This window comes from Scytonema sp. PCC 10023, from assembly GCF_963920835.1.
Taxonomy (GTDB): Bacteria; Cyanobacteriota; Cyanobacteriia; order Cyanobacteriales; family Nostocaceae; genus Kalymmatonema.
Genome location: NZ_CAWUDP010000054.1, coordinates 1 through 20,164 on the forward strand (window position 1 = coordinate 1; position 20,164 = coordinate 20,164).

Consider the following 20,164-nt stretch of genomic DNA (forward strand, 5'->3'; position numbering starts at 1 on the left):
CTGTGGCGACGATAGTTGGCGGGTAGCTGCCTGTGACAATAGCTCGGTGCCAGGACTATTTTTAAAATAAAGCCTCTTTCTCTAACACAGAAAGAGGCTTTATTTTTATGTCCTAGTTTTTGAGGCTGTCTATATACCCTATATAGCGGTTCGGGGGTTTGAGTGCAATACATTAAGAAATAAGAACCACAGATGGACGCTCATGGAACACAGATAAATTTGTACTTCATTCAAACGAGAAGCGCTATAGTTGACGCTCTACACCCTGTCTCCAAAGCGATTGGTGACACATGAAGACATTGCTCGATATGTGAATAAGCAATATTGCTGAAATATTTTGTTAGAGTTGAGGTGTCAAATTAACCCTTGAGGAGTTTGATGCACACCATGCCCAAGCGCACGAACCGCGTTACTTTTGACAAAAGCAACGCAACCGATGCACAAAGGAGATTTTTGTCAAATTTGGCAGATCATATTTTTACTCATAAAATCTAAAACAAGGCAAAGTCTAAATTTCCTAAATAAATTTGTCTGTTAATAATTCAGGGTTAAACTGCTATCCCTAATTCACAAATGGTAGAGCGGATAAATGATATCGCTTGGCAAGCTCATCAAGGTAGCGTTGCTGCGATTATTCAACTGTTGAACGAAAAACTAGCCTCGTCTGGTATCAGAACCAGAGCTATTTTTGACGATGGTGTCTTACAACTTCTTTGTGAGGCTCGTACGGTGGCTCAACTTGAACAATCAACTTTGGTAAAGCACATCCAGCAGATTCTCGAGTCAATTGCACCACGCAATATTTGTCGAGTCAATATCAACAGTCGTATTGTTCGGGAACAGCAGTTGCTGTGGCTAGAGGAAATTAATCGCAACCCCGAAAATCAATTGCTGTGGTCACAGGAAATTACATTAGTCAAACCTAATATTTTTAGGCAAAGAATAAAAGAATTTAAAGAGCGTACAACTGAACAAGGAAAAAGAAATTTACTCAAGCCTCAATCTTCTCGTCTTTCAGTAGTTACTTATAACAATAAAATCAAAAATTCTCCTGTTGGACGGATGCTAGGAGCCGCTAGCTTTTGCATGTTTTTTCTGTCGCTTGGTGTAGCTGCATATGCTTTGCTAGGAGATAAGCTGAAAAACCCAATCCAACCAGAAATATTAAACTCTCTAGCCCCAGTAACTACCAACCAAAAACAACCTGCAGCACCGCCGCCTACTGCTAGTCCAAATGGTTCTACTTTTTCTGTAGATCCCTTTGCAGCAGCAGTACGAATTGCCAACACAGCTTCTGCAACTGGTAAAACAGCTACAAGTTCAGCTCAGTGGTTGGATCTTGCTGCTAGGTGGCAACGGGCATCAGAATTAATGAGTGCCGTGCCACCAAACCACAGCCGCTATCAGGAAGCTCAGATCCGCACTAAACTATACAAAAAATATAGTCAAGCTGCTGAAGAAGAATCAAAGAAAAGGTCCTCCTAAGCAATTTAAAATATGCCTACGGCACGCTACGCGGTTTGCGCAACTCCCACCCAGGAGGCACACGTATTCAAAATGGTCAAAATGGTCAGTAGCTTAATATCAAGCACTCATTTCTAGCATTCTTTGAATTGGTCGCAATGCAGCCTCGCGGATAAACTCTTGCAAGGTGATTTCTGGAGCGCGATTTTTCATTGCCCAGTAGAGCTTTTCCAGGGTATTTAACCGCATAAAAGGACACTCGTTGCAAGCGCAGTTATTTAGCGGTGGTGCAGGTATAAAGCGCTTGTGCGGCGCTCGTTTTTGCATTTGGTGAATGATACCAGGTTCCGTAGCAACGATAAATTCTTGAGAAGAACTCTGTTCACAATATTTGAGTAAAGCCGCAGTCGAGCCGATAAAACTCGCGTGGCGCAAGACACTAGTTTCACATTCTGGGTGGGCGATCGCCTCTGCTTGTGGGTGTGCAATTTTTAACTGTACAATTTTCTTTTCAGAAAAAGTTTCATGGACAACACAACTTCCTTCCCACAGCACTAAATCTCGCCCAGTTTTTTCCATCACATACCGCCCCAAATTTCTATCTGGGGCAAAAATAATCGGTTGGTCTTTGGGAATCTGCTTGACAATTTTGACAGCGTTGGAACTGGTGCAAATAATATCGCTCATTGCCTTAATGTCAGCAGAGCAGTTGATGTAAGAAACTACCAAATGCTCTGGATGCGCCGCTTTAAAAGCAGCAAACGCCTCTGGTGGACAACTATCGGCTAAAGAACAACCAGCATTTAAATCCGGTAAAAGAACCATCTTGTCAGGATTGAGAATCTTTGCTGTTTCTGCCATGAAATGGACACCAGCAAAGACAATCACATCTGCATTTGTATGCGCTGCTGCTTTGGCAAGCTGTAGCGAATCCCCAATAAAGTCTGCAATATCTTGAATATCCGGTTCTTGATAGTAATGTGCCAGGATAACAGCATTGAGTTCTTTTTTAAGAGTCTCAATCGCTGTAAATAAATCTAGTGGTAGATCACCCTGTTCCGTTTTTCCACGTTGAGCAAGTGCAGTCGTAAACACAGTTAGACGTTGCTGAATGTTACAAGTTTTATCTAGTGGATTCAATTATAGTAGTTTTTACCAAAAATGTTTGACGGGTGATGCTCCTCCCCCGGAATTGTGTCAAAATCCCGTAATTTTCATATGCTGGAAACAGATGGCAAGGAAAGTGGCATGACCAGTCAGAAAACAAACTCAAAAACTTTGAAAATTGCTGTAGTAGGAGATGTTCACGACCAATGGGAAGAAGAAGATGGCATTGCACTCAAGCATCTGGGTGTTGACTTAGTGCTGTTTGTTGGGGATTTTGGCAATGAGTCGGTGCAAGTCGTAAGAGCGATCGCATCCCTCGACATTCCCAAAGCAGCCGTGATGGGAAACCACGATGCCTGGTACACTGCTACAGACTGGGGACGGAAGAAGTGTCCTTACGACCGCACCAAGGAAGACTGGGTACAGCAGCAACTGGATTTATTGGGTGAAACCCAAGTCGGTTACGGTAAGCTAGATTTTCCGGCTCTAAATTTAACGGTTGTTGGAGGTCGTCCCTTTAGCTGGGGTGGACCAGAGTGGAAATATACTGATTTCTACCAACAGTGGTATGGAGTGACCAGTTTTGAAGAGTCCACAGCCCGCATCGTTGCAGCAGCTAAGAGTGCGGCTTACCAGACGATAATCTTTTTGGGTCACAACGGTCCGACTGGGTTGGGCGATCGCCCAGAAGACCCCTGCGGCAAAGATTGGCATCCCATAGGCGGCGACTTTGGCGACGCGGATTTAGGAGAGGCAATATCTCAGACCATCACGGCTGGTAAAACGATTCCCCTCGTCACATTTGGTCATATGCACCACAGCCTGCGACACACAAAGAAAGAGGCGCGAAAGCGCATCTTTAGAAGTCCAGAGGGGATAGTTTACTTGAACGCTGCTAGTGTACCCAGGATTGTGGAACATGGCAGCTATAAGCAGCGTAACTTCTCCATTGTTCTACTAGAAGGTGGTACCGTCTCCCAAGTCTCCCTAGTTTGGGTTGGAAAGGATTTCACTGTCACTTCTGAAGAAATTCTTTATCAAAAACCCAGTCCAGTAGTGCAACCTGCGTAGAGGATGATATATACTATGTATTTGGTCGGCTTATGACGCCGACTGCTGACAGCTAAGAGCTGACAGCTTTACTGGAGAGGTGGCAGAGTGGTCGATTGCGTCCGACTTGAAATCGGATGAACCGAAAGGTTCCGGGAGTTCGAATCTCCCCCTCTCCGTTGTTGTTCTACCTGGTCTGCTTCATCAACTACGGTAATTTATCACTCGCGCTTGCTCTAAGTAACATAATTTAAGCACGGATGATAGCTACCCCAGCAGCCTCGTAAGGAGCAATAATTTTATCACTAACTGTGTTTTCAGTCACTATATGCGTTAGTTGACTTATCGGTCCAACAATATATGGTGATGCAGTTCCCAATTTTTCCCCAGAGGCAAGCGCGACGACCTCGGCAGAACTCTCTATCATTGCACGCTTGACATAAGTTTCCTCTATATTAAGCATACTAATCCCCACTTCTGGATGTAAGCTGCGTACACCTAACAGGCATAAATCGGCACGGATACCCCGCAAAGCCTCGACAGTTGACACCCCGACACTCACTAAGGAATTTTTTAAGAGCCGCCCACCAAGCAGGATAACTTCAATATGGGCGTGTTCTACCAAGGCTATAGCAATTGGGGGACTGTGGGTAATGACTGTGGCATGTAGATCCAAGGGGAGATGTTGCACGACTTGCTGTGTTGTAGTGCCGCCATCCAACAGCACCACCTGTTGTGATCGTACCAAGCTAGCTGCTGCTCGACCAATTGCCACTTTCGCCTTTTGAGCCTGGCTTTGTCTCGCTGTATAGGTAACAGCTTGTGGAGAGGCGGGTAGCGCACCTCCATGTACGCGCAGCAGCAGCCCAGCATCAGCTAAGTCACGCAAGTCTCGGCGAATCGTGTCTTCTGAAACTTTAAGCTGACTACTCAAATCCGACGAAAGCACCTTTCCATCCCGGTGCAGGGTTTCAAGAATGAACTGTTTTCTTTCAGCACTCAGCATTGTTTTCTAAAAAATTTTGCGTTTTTGTTCTTGTAGTTGCGTTTAGTTGCGTTTATAATTTTGATGATGCGGGTTGGTGCATAATTTTGCTTTTTTGAGTTTTTCTATTGTACGTGGAGGATAAGGCTATGAAGGAGGCTACTGCTAGATTTCCTTACCGATTGGCGGCTATTGACCTTGATGATACCTTGCTTGGTCCCGATAAACGGATCAGTGAGCAGAATGCATCTGCCGTACAATCCCTGCGAAATCTGGGCGTGATGGTGGTACTTGCTTCCGGGCGGAGTTATGAGAACATACTAAACTTTCACCAACAACTTGGTTTGCGCGGTCTTATTGTTTCCAGTGACGGAGCACTCGTAAAAAACGCAGAAACAAGCATAGTCCTGCAACAGCATTCAGTGCCAACAGATTTGGCAGCTAAGGTTATGGCGGATGGGCTTGCTTACGGCTTGACTCTGATCTGCTATTACACTGATGGTGTATACGTAAGTGAGAGCAACGAATTGACAACGCTGTACCAGCAGCGTTCCGGCGAACAGGTTACGGTGGATAGTCAGCAAGCTCAAGAATTGCGATCTGCTCCTTTGAAGGTGATTTGGTGTGGAAACCCTCAACAGATTGCAGCAGTGCATAAAGCCGCAGAGGCATCTTATCAGGCTGTACTCAACATCACACTGACAGATCCAGAATATTTAGTATTTACAGCCTTTGGAGTGGACAAGGCTGTTGGTTTAGCAGCAGTAGCTAACTACTATAATATTGAGCCAACAGAAGTGATTGCATTTGGTGATGGTAATAACGACGTGCTAATGCTTGCTTGGGCGGGTCTTGGAGTTGCAATGAGCAATGCTCGTCCAAGTGCTAAAAGAGCAGCAAAACTAGTTGCTTCTCCTGGCAATCCAGAGACGAGTTTTGCCCGTGCTATGGAAATGATACTGATTTCAAAGCTTCATCCGGCTTAATCCGGCTCAAGCTGTGCTTAACACAACAGTACTCAATCAAACAGGAGCAATTCTAGTTCTCATCTGCGTTACTTACCTCCACAAGTATAATTAGGTGCTTTTGATTTAGCAGGCGATTGGCTTTGCCACTGCAATTTCGGGCGATTGGGCTGTCTTCCCACTGCGCTCCGCGCAATCGCCGCCTCTCCCTTCCAATCCACGCCAGTTGCACCATGCTACTATGTCCAATAAATTCAACAAGGAGTTCGACAGATGGCTATCCTTCATGACGTAGATTTACCCGATGACTTATATCAAGAGCTACAAGAGCTAGCCATAACCGAAAATAGCTCAATTAACGCCCAAGTCATCACTCTATTACGAAATGCTTTGTCAGCAGTTGAGATACAGCGCAGGGAAGAACAGAGGCGACGAGATGTGCCAAAACTCTTGGAAGAAATACGTCGTCGTCGTGAGAGTCGTAGGACTGATGTCGAATGGCCTGATAGCACAGCCCTAATCCGAGAAGACCGCGACAGATGACAACCCCTTTTAGATGCGTCGTAGATGCTAGTGTAGGCATTAAGCAATTTGTTCCCGATCCGCTAACCCCTAAAGTTAATCAACTGTTTGCTCACCTTGCCAATCCTCAAAATCAATTCTTCGTACCTGACCTGTTTTACATTGAGTGTGCAAACATCCTTTGGAAATATGTCCGCGCCGGACTGTATGCTGCTGGTGACGTTCCGGCAGATTTAGTTAGTCTCAAAACTTTCCCCTTGCGTGTTGTCTCGACGGTTGACTTGGTGGAAGATGCCGTGAGCATCGCCTTGGCGTATAACATTTCCGCCTATGATGCTTCTTACGTTGCCCTTTCACAGCAGGTTGGTGCTACGCTACTGACTCTAGACCAGCGCCTGATTAGGGCTTTAGGGGCTACGTCTTATGATGTTTGCTTGTTGAATGACTTTGAGATTCCACCGTTGCCCTGAATTTAGAGGAGGAGCAACGCTAACTTACCTTCAGTATCTAAAAGTTAACGAGCAAAATTATCACAACCTTTGTTCAATTAATACCGCATATCTGCTGAACTAAGCCAGCTAAGTAGTTCCGTGTATTCGCACTGGTAAGTATCACATTGGCAGTGCTAGCCTGACAGCATTACTCAAAATGCTTTTGTATCATAAATTTAACTAGTACAGGCAGGTACTGAATGGCTCGTGGTAACGAAGAACAAAGTAGCAAATTTATCACTACCGAACCGTTAAAAGCTAGCAGTGAAGCAGGTGAGCAAAAAGTTTGGGATGCTGTTAAGAGTGCTTTTTCTGATAGAAACTGTATTGGTTACTGGCGCTATCCGATTTTCTCGAAGGTGGGAGAAATTCGTAAGGAACCTGACATTCTCATTGCTGATAGAGAATTCGGTTTAGTGGTTATTGAAGTATTGCCTGTCGCCATTGACCAAGTCGTTGCTATTAACGATGGTATTTGGCAGTTGCAAAACTATCACATCGCAGAAACTAATCCTGACGGGCGAGCCGAACATCAACTACGAGCATTGATTGCATATGCTGACCGCGAATCTGCTATCTGGCGCAAGGTTACCGGACGATCGCTCGTTGCATTACCTCTGATTACCCAAGAACAATGGCAACAAAAAGGTTTTGACCAACTACCCAACTGTCCTCCTGTGATTTTCCAAGACCAGTTAGGCAAAGTTGGCTTATTGGAACGTATTCAACAAATCTCTTGTGTCGTTCCAGGAGAAAGCCTGGAAGATAAAGACTGGGAATTACTACTGTCAGTGATTGGCGGAACACCCGTTCTTCGTAAACCTCCTCGCGCTACAACCTCAACCATAGGCAAAACCCGCGCCAGCATTATGGACAGTTTGCGGCAAAGGCTGTACGAAATAGATTTACAGCAAGAACACATAGGAAAAGAAATTCCCCCAGGACCTCAGCAAATTCGCGGTATTGCGGGTTCAGGTAAGACAGTGCTGCTGTGTCAAAAAGCGGCGATGATGCACCTTAAGCACCCAGAGTGGGATATTGCTTTGGTGTTTTTTACGCGATCGCTCTACGACCAAATTATCGCATTAGTAGATAAGTGGATACGCCGCTTCAGCTGTGGTGAGATGCAGTACGACCGCAAGACAAACCACAAGCTGCAAGTACTTCATGCTTGGGGAGCGAGGGAACAACCAGGTTTGTACGGGACGATTTGCGAGTACCACGGTAAAAGACGCGGAACGGTTGTAGATACAAAAGAAAAACAACCTAACCGAGGTTTGGCAGAGTTATGTAAACGGCTACAAGAGGAAATAGAGATTGAGCCGATGTTCGATGCCATCTTGATTGATGAAGGTCAAGATTTAGTAGCCGAAGATGAATTGAAATATGAGGATAAACAAGCTATTTACTGGTTGGCTTATCAAGCGTTGCGACCTGTGAGTGAGGACACACCAGAGGAGAGGCGCTTAATTTGGGCTTACGACGAAGCACAAAGCCTTGATAGTATAGCAGTGCCAAAGGCTAAAGAAGTCTTTGGCAAGAGTTTGAGCAATTTGTTGAACAAGCAACCGCAGTATGTCGGCGGTATCCAACGTGCTGTAGTGATGCGCCACTGTTACCGCACTCCTGGACCAATTCTCACAACTGCTCATGCCATTGGTATGGGTTTGCTACGCCCAGAGGGAATGGTTTCTGGCATCACAAATAAAAAAGATTGGGACAGAATTGGTTACGAAGTCAAGGGAGATTTTCGGGGTGTCGGTAAGCCAATAACTTTGCATCGACCTCCAAAATATTCACCAAATCCCATTGCTGAACTCTGGGACACACCTATATTGGAATTTCAAACTTACGGTTCTCGCCAAGAAGAAATGACAGCGTTGGCGCAGAACATCATGCATAACATCGTCGATGATGGTCTTAATCCCAGCCGCGATATCTTAGTTGTGGTTTTAGGCTCTAATTCCGAGGCAATGGACTTAGAAACTCAAGTGGCGGGATTTTTGATGCAACAGAGCATTGATATCTATATTCCCAGCGCTCCCAGCAGTAATATCTTAAAGTTTGAATGGGAAGTTAGTCAGCCAAACAACTTCTGGTGTGATGGGGCTGTTACAGTCTCTCGTGTCCCTCGCGCTAAAGGAAATGAGGCTGATATGGTGTATGTAGTCGGCTTTGATAATGTCGCTCGTAATGAAAGTGATGTGAATTGTCGTAACCAGTTGTTTGTCGCTTTAACCAGGACACGGGGCTGGGCAAGTGTAAGTGGTGTCGGTAATTACCCAATGTATGATGAGATGCGGCAAGTTATTACCAGTGGTGACACTTTCACGTTTACCTACAAGCGCCCACCCAAGCGAGATATTGGTGATGGAGATGAAGCATAGCAGCGGATGAGGTAGGGGATGTAACGGATATAGCGGATGATTTATCTGTAATTTCCCCAGTGAATCTATCCGTAACGCTGCAAATGTAGAGACGCGCTGTTTGAAGCGTCTCTACAACTAACCTATTCCGAGACCTTGTTCTTTGCTCGTTCTGCACGCGCCTCGGCGGATGCCATAACTTCGTCCATATTTTCTAGCATCTCGCCTGGGAAATTTTCCAGAACTCTCGTGGAAAGAGCAACCCGACCTTTGCCTTCATCCAAGTCTATTATTATAGCTTTAATCGGCTGACCGACTTGAAACACCTTTTCCAGATTTTCAATAAATTTCTGGCTGATCTGCTTAATATGGAGCAAGGCGCTTGTGCCATCTAAATCCACGAAGACACCAAAGGGTTTGATACCACTGATTTTCCCAAGCACCAGCTGATTAACTTCCAATGTACTGAAGCTAGCAGAACGAGTTGCTATGCGCTGCGAAAGGATAAGCTTGTTGTTACTGCGATTAACTTCCAAAAAGCCAGCATTGAGAGATTGACCCTTAAGTGCTTCTAAATTATCTCGCTCAACCAAGTGCGATCGCGGAATAAATCCTCGCAAACCCTGAACATTGACAGTAACACCACCTTTATTGACATTTATCACCCGCACTTGCGTCGTTTGAGAATTCTCCTGCATTTGCGCCAGTCGATCCCAAATGTGCTGGATTTCGAGTTGCTTTCGCGAAAGGGTGACTTGACCTTCTGCATCCTGATCCCTGATGATTAAAAATTCTAAATTCTCATTTAATGGCAGCACCTCCGACAAATCGGTGACTGCTCTCAAAGAAGCCTCATCGCGAGGGACAAACGCCGACGACTTGCCACCAATATCAACATACGCTCCATCAGAATCAAGTTGGAACACCCTGCCGTTTACCACCTGTCCCTTTTGAAACTGGTAATCGTGTTTTTCCAGTGCTTTGGCAAAGTCGTCCATTGTAAATGACGAATTGGCTTTTTGAGATAATTTCGCTTCGGAATCCATGACTGTTAAAGATAAATTGCGATTCTAGCTGATGCCACTGGAGTTTTACTCAACGCTAAACAACACTATTCGAGTGACTGTGATTGCTCGTGAAGACTATCATTAGTCATTAGTTCTTTGTAATGACCCTTCGGGTATGCCTATGGCTTGCGCCACGGCTATCGCCGAACGGCACACCTTCGGTGAACGCCAGTCGCCTAGGTCGGGCTAACCCTCCTGCAGCGCTGGCTCACTAATGACTAATGGGTAGGGACGACCTGAATGCAACCAGAACGCAAATCAAATCGGATAGCTAAAGTTGTCCAAACAGTTGTTTTACCTGCTCCCACGCATCAGCAGCAGCTATAGAATTATAGCTGGCGCGTTGGTCGCAGAAAAATCCGTGGTCAGCTCCATCGTAGCGAAACACACGATGAGGAATGTTGTATTTTTCTAACTCTGCCTCAATCTGGTCTACCTGTTCTGTTGGGATACTGGCGTCTTCCATACCAAAGAAGGCATTGAGAGTGCCTTTAATCTCTCTTGTGCGAGAAACGGTAGGCTCTCCACCCCCAAAGGTGCGGGTGGCGATTCCAGCACCGTAGAAGGAAGCGGTAGCCTTAATATCTGGTAGGGTAGAGGCAAGATATGCCACATGACCGCCAAAGCAAAAGCCTATACAGCCAAAGCCATCTTTTTTCACTTCAGGGAGGGTTTTCAGATAGTCAATGGATCGTTGGATATCGCTCAGTAACTCTGATGCCTTGGTTTGCATTGCGTAGTTTCTGCCTATTTCAATATCTTGCGGGGTGTAGCCAGTTTCAAAACCAGGGGCAATTCGTTGGAACAGTGCAGGTGCAATTGCGACATAACCTTCTTGGGCGATACGTTCTGTAACGTTCCGAATGTGGGAGTTGATTCCAAAAATTTCCTGCAATACCACAACTCCTGGATAAGAACCTTCTTGAGAAGGCTTAGCTAGATAGGCGTCGATTTGCAAATCATCTTGCGAAAGTTTAACAGTTGTGGTATGTATTGCTCGCTCTGCCATAATAGGTTTTACCAGTGCTGTGTGACTATGAAGAAATAGCTATGCCAAGATGTCAAGGCGATCTCCAATCAAATTATCAACTACGAGTAACAACCACACCAGAATTTTCCCTTCATAGAAATTCAATATATAAGTAAAATATTTGACAGTTAGCATTCGCAGCTGGTCATATGCAGCTACTATCATGCAGGAGCTTTGGTGATGATTCAGTTTCGTATACAGCCAGACAGTGAAATCCCCGCATCAAACCAGCTGTTTAATCAAATTCGGTTTGCGATCGCCTCTCGGCAATATCCACCTGGGTATAAACTACCGAGTACGAGAGCGCTGGCAATGCAGACAGGCTTGCATCGTAATACCATTAGCAAAGTGTACCGTCAATTGGAAGACGACGGGCTTGTAGAAAGTCTTGCGGGGTCAGGGATTTACGTCCGCGCCCAGGGTCATGAGGGTGGTAGTAGGCTGCAATCACCGATTCTCAAAGAATATCCTCAAGCATACAAAGTTGTTCAGCTTGCACTAGACGAGCTCCTTTCTCAAGGCTGTTCCCTCAATCAAGCCCGTGAGTTATTCTTGGCGGAAGTTGATTGGCGCTTGCGTTGTAGTGCGCGAGTGTTGGTTGCAGTTCCAACTCAGGATATCGGTGTTGGGGAATTGATGGTCTATGAATTAGAACAAGCCCTGAAAATACCAGTGCAGTTGGTAGCGATGGAACAATTAGCTGCTGTGCTAGATCAAACTTCCTCAGCGACAGTTGTCACCAGTCGGTATTTTATTGGTGAGGTGGAAGTCATCGCCGCACCTAAAGCTGTGCGCGTCATACCCCTTGACATTCATGACTACGCCAACGAATTCAACCAGTTTAAAAACCTACCTAAAGACAGTTGTCTTGGCATAGTTAGCATCAGTTCTGGAATTCTTCGAGCTGCAGAAGTTATCCTCCACGGTTTACGGGGGGATGAAATACTCGTGATGACTGCACAACCAAAAGATGCTTACAAACTTCAGGCGATCGTTAAGCGAGCACAAGTCATTTTTAGCGTTGATCAGGTGAGTTTTTCTGCGGTGCAAGCTGCTATGCAAGCTGCTATGGATGACATTATTCGCCCACCTAAACACATGACTAGCGAAAAATATATTGGTACCAACTCGATTAACTTGCTCAAACGAGAGCTGGGTTTGGGTTGAATGATCAAGAGTGAATTATGAATACGGCAATTCCCAATTCATAATTCACTCATTCATAAGCCAATTTTCTAGCCTAATCTTTGCTCTAGTTCCAAGAACTCTCGCACCCGTTTGAGGTAAGTAGCCGAGTCTTCCAACATAGGGAAATGAGCCGTATTGCGAATCAAGCAAAATTCTACTTTATCGTTCAGTGCGGCTGCCTGACGACCCATTTCGGCTGGAATAATTTTGTCGAACTCGCCCGCCACCAGTAGTGTAGGCACCGTCAGCTGAGCAAATTCCTGCGGCATTAACTCAGATGCCGCTTTACTAACAGATGTAAAAATTGTACCCAAAGCAGCATCGTAGTCTGCTATGAGAAAATCCTGCAAGAAAGCTTTGCGTTCTGCTGCTGGTATGGCACGGTGTAGAAATCGCGCCATAAACATTCTGTCAACAAACGGTATTTTATCCAACCAGTTGGGACGAAATTTGACCACGTACCCACCGAATTTATGAAAAGCTGTAAATGCTTTTTCGTCATACTCAAAAATACCGCTACAGGTGAGAATTGCTCTTTCCACTCGTTGGGGGTAGCGGTTGAGAAACAAAGTAGCAATGGACGCGCCCATCGAATGAGCATTGATATACACGCGTTGGAGCTGCAACTCATCTAGCAAAGCTGCCAAGTCGTCAGCGTATTCCTCTAGCTCATAAGTTAACTCTTGGATTGCTACAGATTCTGCCTGCGGTGACTGCAACTCGACAGACTCAACAACAGCTTCACTCGCTTTAGCTAGGGTAGGTCGCCCACGGGAACGCCCAAATCCCCGTAAATCGTAAAGTAAGCAATCAAATTGTTCTGATAAAGTATGTGCCGTACTTTGCCAGTACCGATTGGAACCAGCCCAACCGTGGATAAAAACCATCACAGGCTTGTCCTCAGTATCCGATGGCTTTTTTATCCACTCGTAGTAATGGTCAACACCACGAACGTTTATATAAGGCATTTGTCAAAAGTCAAAAGTCAAAAGTCAAAGATCAAGAGTTAACAGTATTTTACTCATGACTAATGACTAATGACTCATGACAAAGATGTACAGACGCTTCAAACAGCGCGTCTCTACAATGACTAATAACAATTACGCTGATTCTGGTTTGGGTAGTGTGGATGGGTGCATCAGGAGTTCCGCGGTGGAACGCTTCTCTACCATTTCCCGCGTGACTGTGCAACGAGTCACATCTTTGCGCGAAGGCAACTCGTACATCACTTCCAGCATCAGTTCTTCCACAATGCCCCGCAGCGCCCTTGCGCCGGTTTTGCGGCGGTAGGCTTCTTGAGCAATAGCTCGCAGAGCCTCTGGTTTAAACTCTAGCTGGACATTATCCATCTTCAGCAGCTTTTGGTACTGCTTCACCAAGGCGCTGCGCGGTTGGGTGAGAATTGCCATCAGCGCTTCTTCGTCGAGTGGATCTACCACCGCTACCATTGGCACTCGCCCAATAAATTCCGGAATCATACCGAACTTCACTAAGTCATCCGGTTCTAGATTGCGCAGAGTATCTGCTGTGCGTTTGTCCTTGGTTTGACCTTCTCCAGGTTGTACAAAGCCTATTGACTTTTTGCCAGTTCTCTGCTCTACGACCTTTTCTAAACCGACGAATGCACCGCCACAGACGAACAGGATGTTGCTTGTATCAATCTGGATGCAGTCTTGATAGGGGTGCTTGCGTCCTCCTTGGGGTGGTACGTTAGCGACCGTCCCCTCTAACATTTTCAGTAAAGCTTGCTGTACGCCTTCGCCAGAGACATCTCGGGTAATTGAAGGGTTCTCACTCTTGCGAGCAACCTTATCGATTTCGTCGATGTAGATAATTCCCCGCTGCGCTTCTTCTACATCCAAGTCTGCTACTTGCAACAGTCGCAGCAAGATATTTTCCACATCTTCTCCCACGTACCCTGCCTCTGTTAGCGTGGTGGCATCAGCAACAGCAAAGGGGACATCGAGAATTTTTGCCAGAGTCTGTGCTAGCAGAGTTTTGCCGCAGCCTGTCGGACCAATCAGTAGAATGTTGGACTTTTGGAGTTCTACAGCATCATCCAAACCTTTGCCACTGCCTTTAGACTGAACCACTGCTAGCCGCTTGTAATGGTTATAAACTGCGACTGAAAGCACTTTTTTGGCTTCGTCTTGACCAATGACGTGTTCGTCTAGGTACTTTTTAATCTCTCGTGGCTTAGGTATTTGATTCAACGAGAGATTAGAGGAACGAGCACGGCGTTTCTGAGGTGGTTCTGACCTGGGTGCTGGTTGCGACGATGCTGCCGCATTTGTGTCGAGTAACTCCTCATCCAGGATTTCATTACACAAGTCTACGCATTCATCGCAGATGTAGACTCCCGGTCCGGCGATTAGTTTACGAACCTGCTCCTGAGACTTGCCGCAAAATGAACACTTTAAATGGGAGTCGTACTTAGACATACCAGCCTCTTATTTGACAATGGTGACGTTTTCCCCTGGAGAGGGAAGATTTTGCCTGGAGATGACCTGATCAATCAACCCATAATTTTTCGCCTCTTCAGCCGACATGAAGAAATCGCGATCAGTATCGGCTTCGACTCTTTCTAATGGTTGACCAGTATGAGTCGCCAATAACTGATTCAACTTAGATTTATGATAAAGAATTTCTCTGGCTTGTATCTCGATGTCAACGGCTTGTCCTTGTGCACCACCGAGTGGTTGGTGAATCATGATCCGGGAATCAGGAAGAGACATCCGTTTACCAGCCGTTCCTGCTGCTAACAAGAACGCCCCCATGCTCGCGGCTAATCCAAAACATATCGTGACTACATCAGGACGGATTTGCTGAATAGTATCATAAATAGCCATGCCTGCTGTCACCGAGCCACCAGGAGAATTAATATACAGTTGAATATCCTTTTCGGAATCTTCAGCATCTAGAAACAATAACTGGGCAACAATTGAGTTGGCAACGTTATCGTCTATTGGTGTTCCTAAGAAGATAATCCGCTCCCGTAGCAAGCGAGAGTAGATGTCGAAAGCGCGTTCTCCCATGCCAGATTGTTCTACCACCATCGGGACGATGTTGTTAGGACTGTCTAGGGAGTAGAGTTTAAAGTCACTCAAACTGTTAAATTGGTAGTTTCCCGACTGCGATACAAGCATAAAAGAACGTTTCACACTAAGTGTAACAATGGTAGAGACAGCAAAGGCTGCCTTTTTAAGGAATTTGATTTTTGATGTGGCTATGTGTTAACCATTATGCCTCATATAAATTCCTATCGTGTAAAACAGTATCAAACCAAGGGTGTTACGTATACTGTCACTTATTTAAAATTTCTTAGACTTCCACCTTAGGAGAGGGAGTGAGGGAGGGAGGGAGAGAGAGAGTGAGGGAGGGAGAAATTCCAAATTTTGAATTGATCTGTCCCCGTGTCCTCTTTCCCTTGTCCCCTTTTCATCTATTGTGCCTCTGTTGACTCTGTGTTTTGTGGTGAGATTTCTGCACTAACTTGGGGGGTTTGTTCTACTGTTTCAGTTGCAGCATCTGAGTCAGCAGTTTTGACTTCTTCAGTCTCAGTCTCAGTTTCAGTTTGTGCTGCACTCAAAGAACCTTCAGGGACTAATTCAACGGTTGAGCGTTCTAAAAGCCAATCGATGATTTTTTCGGTTAACAATTCGTTTTCTACGACTTCACGCAGTCTATCCTCATCAACATCTTTTTCAGCGTACTGTTCCAACAATTCTTGGACTCTAGCGTTGATTTCTGCTTCTGACACTTGGATGGACTCGCGTTTACCAATTTCCCGCAGCGCCAGAGAACGCTTAATGCGCTCAACTGCTTCACCGCGAGAACGTTCCCGCAACTGGGGAATCACATCTTGGGTAAACAATTTCTTAATATCAAGCCCCTGTTGAGAAAGCCGCATGGCTGTTTGCGTCAGCATCGCATCCACTTCCTGCTGAATCATTGATTCTGGCAAGTCAACTTCTACGTGCTTGAGCAGTTCACCTAACAAGGCTTCTTGCTTGTTCGCTTTTGTTTTCTGTTCAGCCTCTTTTTGAAAGCGCTCTTCTAAAGAAGAACGCAAATCTGCTAGAGTTTCGTAATCGCTGGCTTCTTGGGCAAAGTCATCATTCAATTCGGGCAGTTCTTTTTCCTTGAGTTCTTTGATTGTTACGGTGAAAACAGCCGGTTTTCCTGCTAAATCTTGATTTACATAAGGGTCTGGAAACTGAGCTGAAACTTCTCTGGTTTCTCCAGGATTCATTCCCACTATCCCTGTCACAAAGCCGGGAATGAATTTGTCCTCCTGCATCTCTAATTGGAAATCAGTTGCTTCACCGCCAGGTATTGGCTGGGGTTCTGCTGTTTCGTCTTCACCCTCGGATGCAACCACAACACCTTTAAAATCGACGACAGCAACATCACCTATCTGTGCTGAACGTCCTTCCACAGGAATTAACGTCGCCATTTCTTGGCGTTCGCTTTCCAAGACTTTGTCCACTTGCTGTGGATCGTATTTGACTTCCTCGGCTTTGAATTGTAAGCTCGTGTACTCACCCAGATTAGGTTCTGGTGCCACATCTACAGATGCGGCAAATGTTAGGGGTTTGCCTGGTTCATAATTGTTAATTAATTCCTCAAATGAGGAGCGCAGCTGTGGTTGACCAAGCGCCTGGATTTGTTCTTGTTGTAGCGCTTGCTCAATGCCATCTTGAATTAATTCTTCTAGAGCTGCTGCCTTGATTCGAGTGACGCCAAGGCGCTGTAACAATATTTGCCGAGGGACCTTGCCCTTGCGAAACCCAGGAATATTTGCAGTACTGGCTAAGTTTTTAACAACTTTTTCGTAAGTTTCCTTGGTCTTTTCTGGCGTAATCTCTATTTCTAGACCAATTTGACTGGCGGGAAGTTTTTCCTGGGTAACTTTCATGCTATGTCTCTATTCTTGGTATTTCTTTTTACTAATTACGTGATTTGGCGCAAGGGAATAGCGTCTTTTAAGTTAAAGTTTCGTGACTTGGATGAAAGATGCCAAGTGTTGACCCAAGTGTAAACTATGGACTTAGAAGTATCCACTTCTTGCTGAATCCGGTGCCTCTAGACAAGGATACAACACCTGAAGATTTTCTCCACAGAGTTCTCCAAGGGCTTGTATCCCGTTTATTCCTTCCTTTGTGCATCCTTCATCCTTTACCCTTTAGTTGCTAAAAGTTCTTGACATTTTAGCGCTAACTAGTTTAGCAATTTCAACTCTAAATTGTTTTTTACCAAAGGGTTAACACCGTGATATCCTGTTTATAAACTAGCAGTTCGCATTTCCATTGTTGTAACGTTGGTGCTGCCTGCCTTATAAGACTGAGCGAGAGCTTATGCTTAGCTGCTGCCTCGCTTAAAGCTCTCGCTGATTGCCTTGCTGGTTTCAGTCCATTTGAATCATAGTACACCAATCATCAAGACGAACGCATCTTAAAGACACCAATACCTGTCTGAAGCTAATTTGCATCAAGCTTGTGTCATGCTGACGTTGAAAGATAGTGTGCTGTATAATAGATATTTTAAGCGAGTCCCAAGTTGATTCATAAATCATTATAAATTGCAACATAAATCAGGATAAGTAACAAAATAAATGTATTAAATTAAGAATTACAATCATTTGCAAAAAATAATCAAACTATTAAAAAGTTTATTGAATGTCTGCTATTGCCATTTAAAGTTTGAATTTTTACAACAAATTGCACATAATAACATCTAGTAAAGGAGGAAGCCTGTTTGTCTAAATCCTACCGTGTAGCTGTTTTGGGAGCGACTGGTGCCGTTGGCAAAGAGTTGCTGGAATTATTAGAAAGTCGAAATTTCCCTGTTTCTGACATAAGGTTATTGGCTTCCGTTCGCAGTGCAGGGCGATCGCTGCCTTTTAAGGGGGAAAATTTGCCTGTAGAGGCAGTGAGCGAAAAAGCCTTTGAAAATGTGGATCTGGTGCTGGCAAGTGCAGGCGGTTCCACATCGAAAACATGGGCACCAAAAGCTGTCGCGGCTGGTGCTGTGGTGATTGATAACTCCAGCGCGTTTCGCATGAACCCAGAAGTTCCTTTGGTGGTTCCAGAAGTGAATCCGCAAGCTGCATCTGACCATAAAGGCATTATTGCCAACCCCAACTGCACGACGATTTTGATGACACTCGCAGTGTGGCCCCTACATAAAGTTTCACCAGTGCAACGCCTAATCGCTGCAACATACCAGTCTGCCAGTGGCGCAGGTGCTCAAGCAATGGAAGAAGTGAAAACCCAAGCAAGTGCCATTTTAGAAGGCAAGCAACCCGTTGCTGAAGTATTTCCCTATCCATTAGCGTTTAATGTCTTCCCGCACAACACCCCGTTGAATGATTTGGGGTACTGCGAGGAAGAAATAAAAATGGTTAACGAAACTCGTAAAATTTTTGGCAATCAAGATATAAGAATTACTGCAACTTGTGTACGGGTACCCGTACTACGTAGCCATTCGGAAGCGATTAACCTAGAATTTGAGGTGCCATTTAGCCCAGATAAGGCAAGAGAAATTCTAAGTCAAGCACCTGGTGTGAAATTGGTGGAAGATTGGAAGGCAAATCATTTTCCTATGCCAATTGAAGCGACAGGTCGAGATGAAGTTTTGGTAGGGAGAATTCGTCAGGATATTTCTCACCCGTGCGGCTTAGAACTGTGGCTATGTGGCGACCAAGTCCGTAAAGGTGCAGCTTTGAATGCAATACAAATTGCTGAGTTATTAGTAGAAAAAAATCTGCTTCAAGGGGCGGTAGCCGTAAGTCAGAAGTTATAAGTCATCAGTTATTTGGTCATGGGTATTAGACAAAGAACAAATGACTTATGACAAAGAGAAATCATAAAGGACTAAGGCGCTTGCTTACGCTTGAAAGTAATAGTCAGATAGATTATTACAATAGAAAACCACCAAAACCCAAAAAAACAAATAACAAAGAGGAATATTTAGGAGTGAAAAGAGGGTGGTAGATTTTGGCAGAGTTCTAACCGCTATGATTACGCCGTTTAAAGAAGACGGCAGTGTCAATTATGATGTAGCAGCAGCACTGGCAGCACATCTAGCTGACAACGGTACAGATACACTCGTGGTATGTGGAACCACCGGAGAATCTCCTACCCTGAGTTGGGAGGAAGAATACCAGTTGTTTTGTGTGGTGTTGCAGGCGGTGGATCAAAAAGCTCTTGTGATAGCAGGGTGTGGCTCCAATTCCACCAAAGAAGCAATTGCCGCTACCCAAAAGGCGGTTAAAATAGGAGTACATGGCGCACTGCATGTTGTTCCTTACTACAACAAACCACCGCAAGCGGGGCTTTATCAGCACTTTAAGGCGATCGCTCAAGCTACGCCTGACCTACCTGTGCTGTTATACAATATCCCTGGTCGTACCGGTCAAAATCTTCAACCAGAAACAGTTGCTCGGTTAGCAGAGATTGACAATATTGTCGGAATTAAGGAATCTACCGGCAACATAGACCAGGCAAGTGAAATCCGTCGCTTGACGCCAAAAGAATTCCAGATATACTCTGGAGATGATTACATGACTTTGCCTCTCTTAGCAATAGGGGCGAAGGGTGTCGTCAGTGTGGCTTCTCATCTGGTAGGAAATCAACTACAAAAGATGATTCAAGCCTTTGATGCGGGTGAAACTGAAGTAGCCAGGGAAATACATCTCCAATTGTTCCCTCTGTTTAAAGCTTTATTTGCAACTACAAACCCTATCCTAGTCAAGAAAGCACTGAAACTTTTAGGTTGGGAGGTTGGTTCAACTCGTCCGCCCTTGTGCGAAGCTGATTCAGAAGTCAGTCGAAAGTTAGAAGTGGTTCTCAAAGAGCTAGGTCTGATTTAGCAGCAAGTTGTTGAAGGCTGAAGCGCTCGTTCGCGGAAGATATTTATAAAAAGTTG

19 protein-coding genes and 1 tRNA gene are annotated in these 20,164 nt (G+C 45.1%); 10 read left to right on the forward strand and 10 right to left on the reverse strand.

The genetic code is table 11. From position 1 onward, the window contains the following. The first annotated feature begins 573 nt into the window (after positions 1–573). Positions 574–1,485 carry a hypothetical protein gene (locus ACM0OZ_RS28310; RefSeq protein ID WP_414586175.1) on the forward strand — a complete coding sequence of 304 codons (912 nt, stop codon included), beginning with the start codon at positions 574–576 and terminating at the stop codon, positions 1,483–1,485. A 99-nt stretch (positions 1,486–1,584) separates the two neighbouring features. On the opposite strand, the gene nadA is transcribed toward ACM0OZ_RS28310, so the two are convergent. Beyond that, entirely contained in the window at positions 1,585–2,559 is a 975-nt protein-coding gene (gene nadA / locus ACM0OZ_RS28315; RefSeq protein WP_414586176.1) for a quinolinate synthase NadA, read from the reverse strand. Between the two features lie 153 nt (positions 2,560–2,712). On the opposite strand from nadA, the gene ACM0OZ_RS28320 reads away from it, so the two are divergent. Both ACM0OZ_RS28320 and ACM0OZ_RS28325 read left to right on the forward strand, forming a co-directional pair. Continuing rightward, the gene (locus ACM0OZ_RS28320; RefSeq protein WP_414586234.1) at positions 2,713–3,642 is read left to right on the forward strand and encodes a TIGR04168 family protein; all 930 of its coding nucleotides are present in this window, start codon (positions 2,713–2,715) and stop codon (positions 3,640–3,642) included. Positions 3,643–3,715: 73 nt separating this feature from the next. After that, positions 3,716–3,800, forward strand: a tRNA-Ser gene (locus tag ACM0OZ_RS28325). A gap of 71 nt (positions 3,801–3,871) precedes the next feature. Here ACM0OZ_RS28325 and ACM0OZ_RS28330 read toward each other — a convergent pair. Next, positions 3,872–4,627 carry a DeoR/GlpR family DNA-binding transcription regulator gene (locus tag ACM0OZ_RS28330; RefSeq protein WP_414586177.1) on the reverse strand — a complete coding sequence of 252 codons (756 nt, stop codon included), beginning with the start codon at positions 4,625–4,627 and terminating at the stop codon, positions 3,872–3,874. Positions 4,628–4,755: 128 nt separating this feature from the next. On the opposite strand from ACM0OZ_RS28330, the gene ACM0OZ_RS28335 reads away from it, so the two are divergent. Continuing rightward, positions 4,756–5,592: a Cof-type HAD-IIB family hydrolase gene (locus ACM0OZ_RS28335; protein WP_414586178.1), complete on the forward strand. Its 837-nt coding sequence runs from the start codon at positions 4,756–4,758 to the stop codon at positions 5,590–5,592. 52 nt (positions 5,593–5,644) lie between these two features. On the opposite strand, the gene ACM0OZ_RS28340 is transcribed toward ACM0OZ_RS28335, so the two are convergent. After that, a complete protein-coding gene (locus ACM0OZ_RS28340) occupies positions 5,645–5,806 on the reverse strand; it encodes a hypothetical protein (protein ID WP_414586179.1) in 162 nt (53 codons plus the stop codon). Positions 5,807–5,844: 38 nt separating this feature from the next. Here ACM0OZ_RS28340 and ACM0OZ_RS28345 point away from each other — a divergent pair, with 38 nt between their 5' ends. The 3 genes from ACM0OZ_RS28345 (at position 5,845) to ACM0OZ_RS28355 (ending at position 8,971) form a co-directional block, all read left to right on the forward strand. Next, a complete protein-coding gene (locus ACM0OZ_RS28345) occupies positions 5,845–6,114 on the forward strand; it encodes a hypothetical protein (RefSeq protein WP_414586180.1) in 270 nt (89 codons plus the stop codon). After that, positions 6,111–6,563: a type II toxin-antitoxin system VapC family toxin gene (locus tag ACM0OZ_RS28350; protein WP_414586181.1), complete on the forward strand. Its 453-nt coding sequence runs from the start codon at positions 6,111–6,113 to the stop codon at positions 6,561–6,563. Before ACM0OZ_RS28345 ends, ACM0OZ_RS28350 begins: the two co-directional genes overlap by 4 nt. Before the next feature lie 221 nt (positions 6,564–6,784). Next, positions 6,785–8,971: a DEAD/DEAH box helicase gene (locus tag ACM0OZ_RS28355; protein ID WP_414586182.1), complete on the forward strand. Its 2,187-nt coding sequence runs from the start codon at positions 6,785–6,787 to the stop codon at positions 8,969–8,971. A gap of 122 nt (positions 8,972–9,093) precedes the next feature. Here ACM0OZ_RS28355 and ACM0OZ_RS28360 read toward each other — a convergent pair whose 3' ends face one another. From ACM0OZ_RS28360 to ACM0OZ_RS28370, 3 genes are all read right to left on the reverse strand, one after another. Continuing rightward, positions 9,094–9,996: a S1 RNA-binding domain-containing protein gene (locus ACM0OZ_RS28360; RefSeq protein ID WP_414586183.1), complete on the reverse strand. Its 903-nt coding sequence runs from the start codon at positions 9,994–9,996 to the stop codon at positions 9,094–9,096. Between the two features lie 292 nt (positions 9,997–10,288). Continuing rightward, entirely contained in the window at positions 10,289–11,026 is a 738-nt protein-coding gene (locus tag ACM0OZ_RS28365; RefSeq protein ID WP_414586184.1) for a dienelactone hydrolase family protein, read from the reverse strand. A gap of 39 nt (positions 11,027–11,065) precedes the next feature. Beyond that, positions 11,066–11,212, reverse strand: coding sequence for a hypothetical protein (locus ACM0OZ_RS28370; protein ID WP_332989087.1), 147 nt, complete (start codon positions 11,210–11,212; stop codon positions 11,066–11,068). Positions 11,213–11,227: 15 nt separating this feature from the next. On the opposite strand from ACM0OZ_RS28370, the gene ACM0OZ_RS28375 reads away from it, so the two are divergent. After that, entirely contained in the window at positions 11,228–12,214 is a 987-nt protein-coding gene (locus tag ACM0OZ_RS28375) for a GntR family transcriptional regulator (RefSeq protein ID WP_073635846.1), read from the forward strand. Positions 12,215–12,282: 68 nt separating this feature from the next. On the opposite strand, the gene ACM0OZ_RS28380 is transcribed toward ACM0OZ_RS28375, so the two are convergent. The 4 genes from ACM0OZ_RS28380 to tig all read right to left on the reverse strand — a co-directional run bounded on the left by ACM0OZ_RS28380 (position 12,283) and on the right by tig (position 17,153). After that, a complete protein-coding gene (locus ACM0OZ_RS28380; protein WP_414586186.1) occupies positions 12,283–13,203 on the reverse strand; it encodes an alpha/beta fold hydrolase in 921 nt (306 codons plus the stop codon). Between the two features lie 132 nt (positions 13,204–13,335). Beyond that, entirely contained in the window at positions 13,336–14,676 is a 1,341-nt protein-coding gene (gene clpX, locus ACM0OZ_RS28385; RefSeq protein ID WP_414586187.1) for an ATP-dependent protease ATP-binding subunit ClpX, read from the reverse strand. A gap of 9 nt (positions 14,677–14,685) precedes the next feature. Beyond that, on the reverse strand, positions 14,686–15,381 hold the full coding sequence (gene clpP, locus ACM0OZ_RS28390) for an ATP-dependent Clp endopeptidase proteolytic subunit ClpP (RefSeq protein WP_073635844.1): 696 nt from the start codon (positions 15,379–15,381) through the stop codon (positions 14,686–14,688). Between the two features lie 296 nt (positions 15,382–15,677). Then, positions 15,678–17,153 carry a trigger factor gene (tig, locus tag ACM0OZ_RS28395; protein ID WP_414586188.1) on the reverse strand — a complete coding sequence of 492 codons (1,476 nt, stop codon included), beginning with the start codon at positions 17,151–17,153 and terminating at the stop codon, positions 15,678–15,680. A gap of 839 nt (positions 17,154–17,992) precedes the next feature. On the opposite strand from tig, the gene ACM0OZ_RS28400 reads away from it, so the two are divergent. After that, positions 17,993–19,039: an aspartate-semialdehyde dehydrogenase gene (locus ACM0OZ_RS28400; RefSeq protein ID WP_414586189.1), complete on the forward strand. Its 1,047-nt coding sequence runs from the start codon at positions 17,993–17,995 to the stop codon at positions 19,037–19,039. Between the two features lie 184 nt (positions 19,040–19,223). Then, positions 19,224–20,108: a 4-hydroxy-tetrahydrodipicolinate synthase gene (gene dapA / locus ACM0OZ_RS28405; protein ID WP_414586190.1), complete on the forward strand. Its 885-nt coding sequence runs from the start codon at positions 19,224–19,226 to the stop codon at positions 20,106–20,108. Positions 20,109–20,164: the final 56 nt, after the last annotated feature.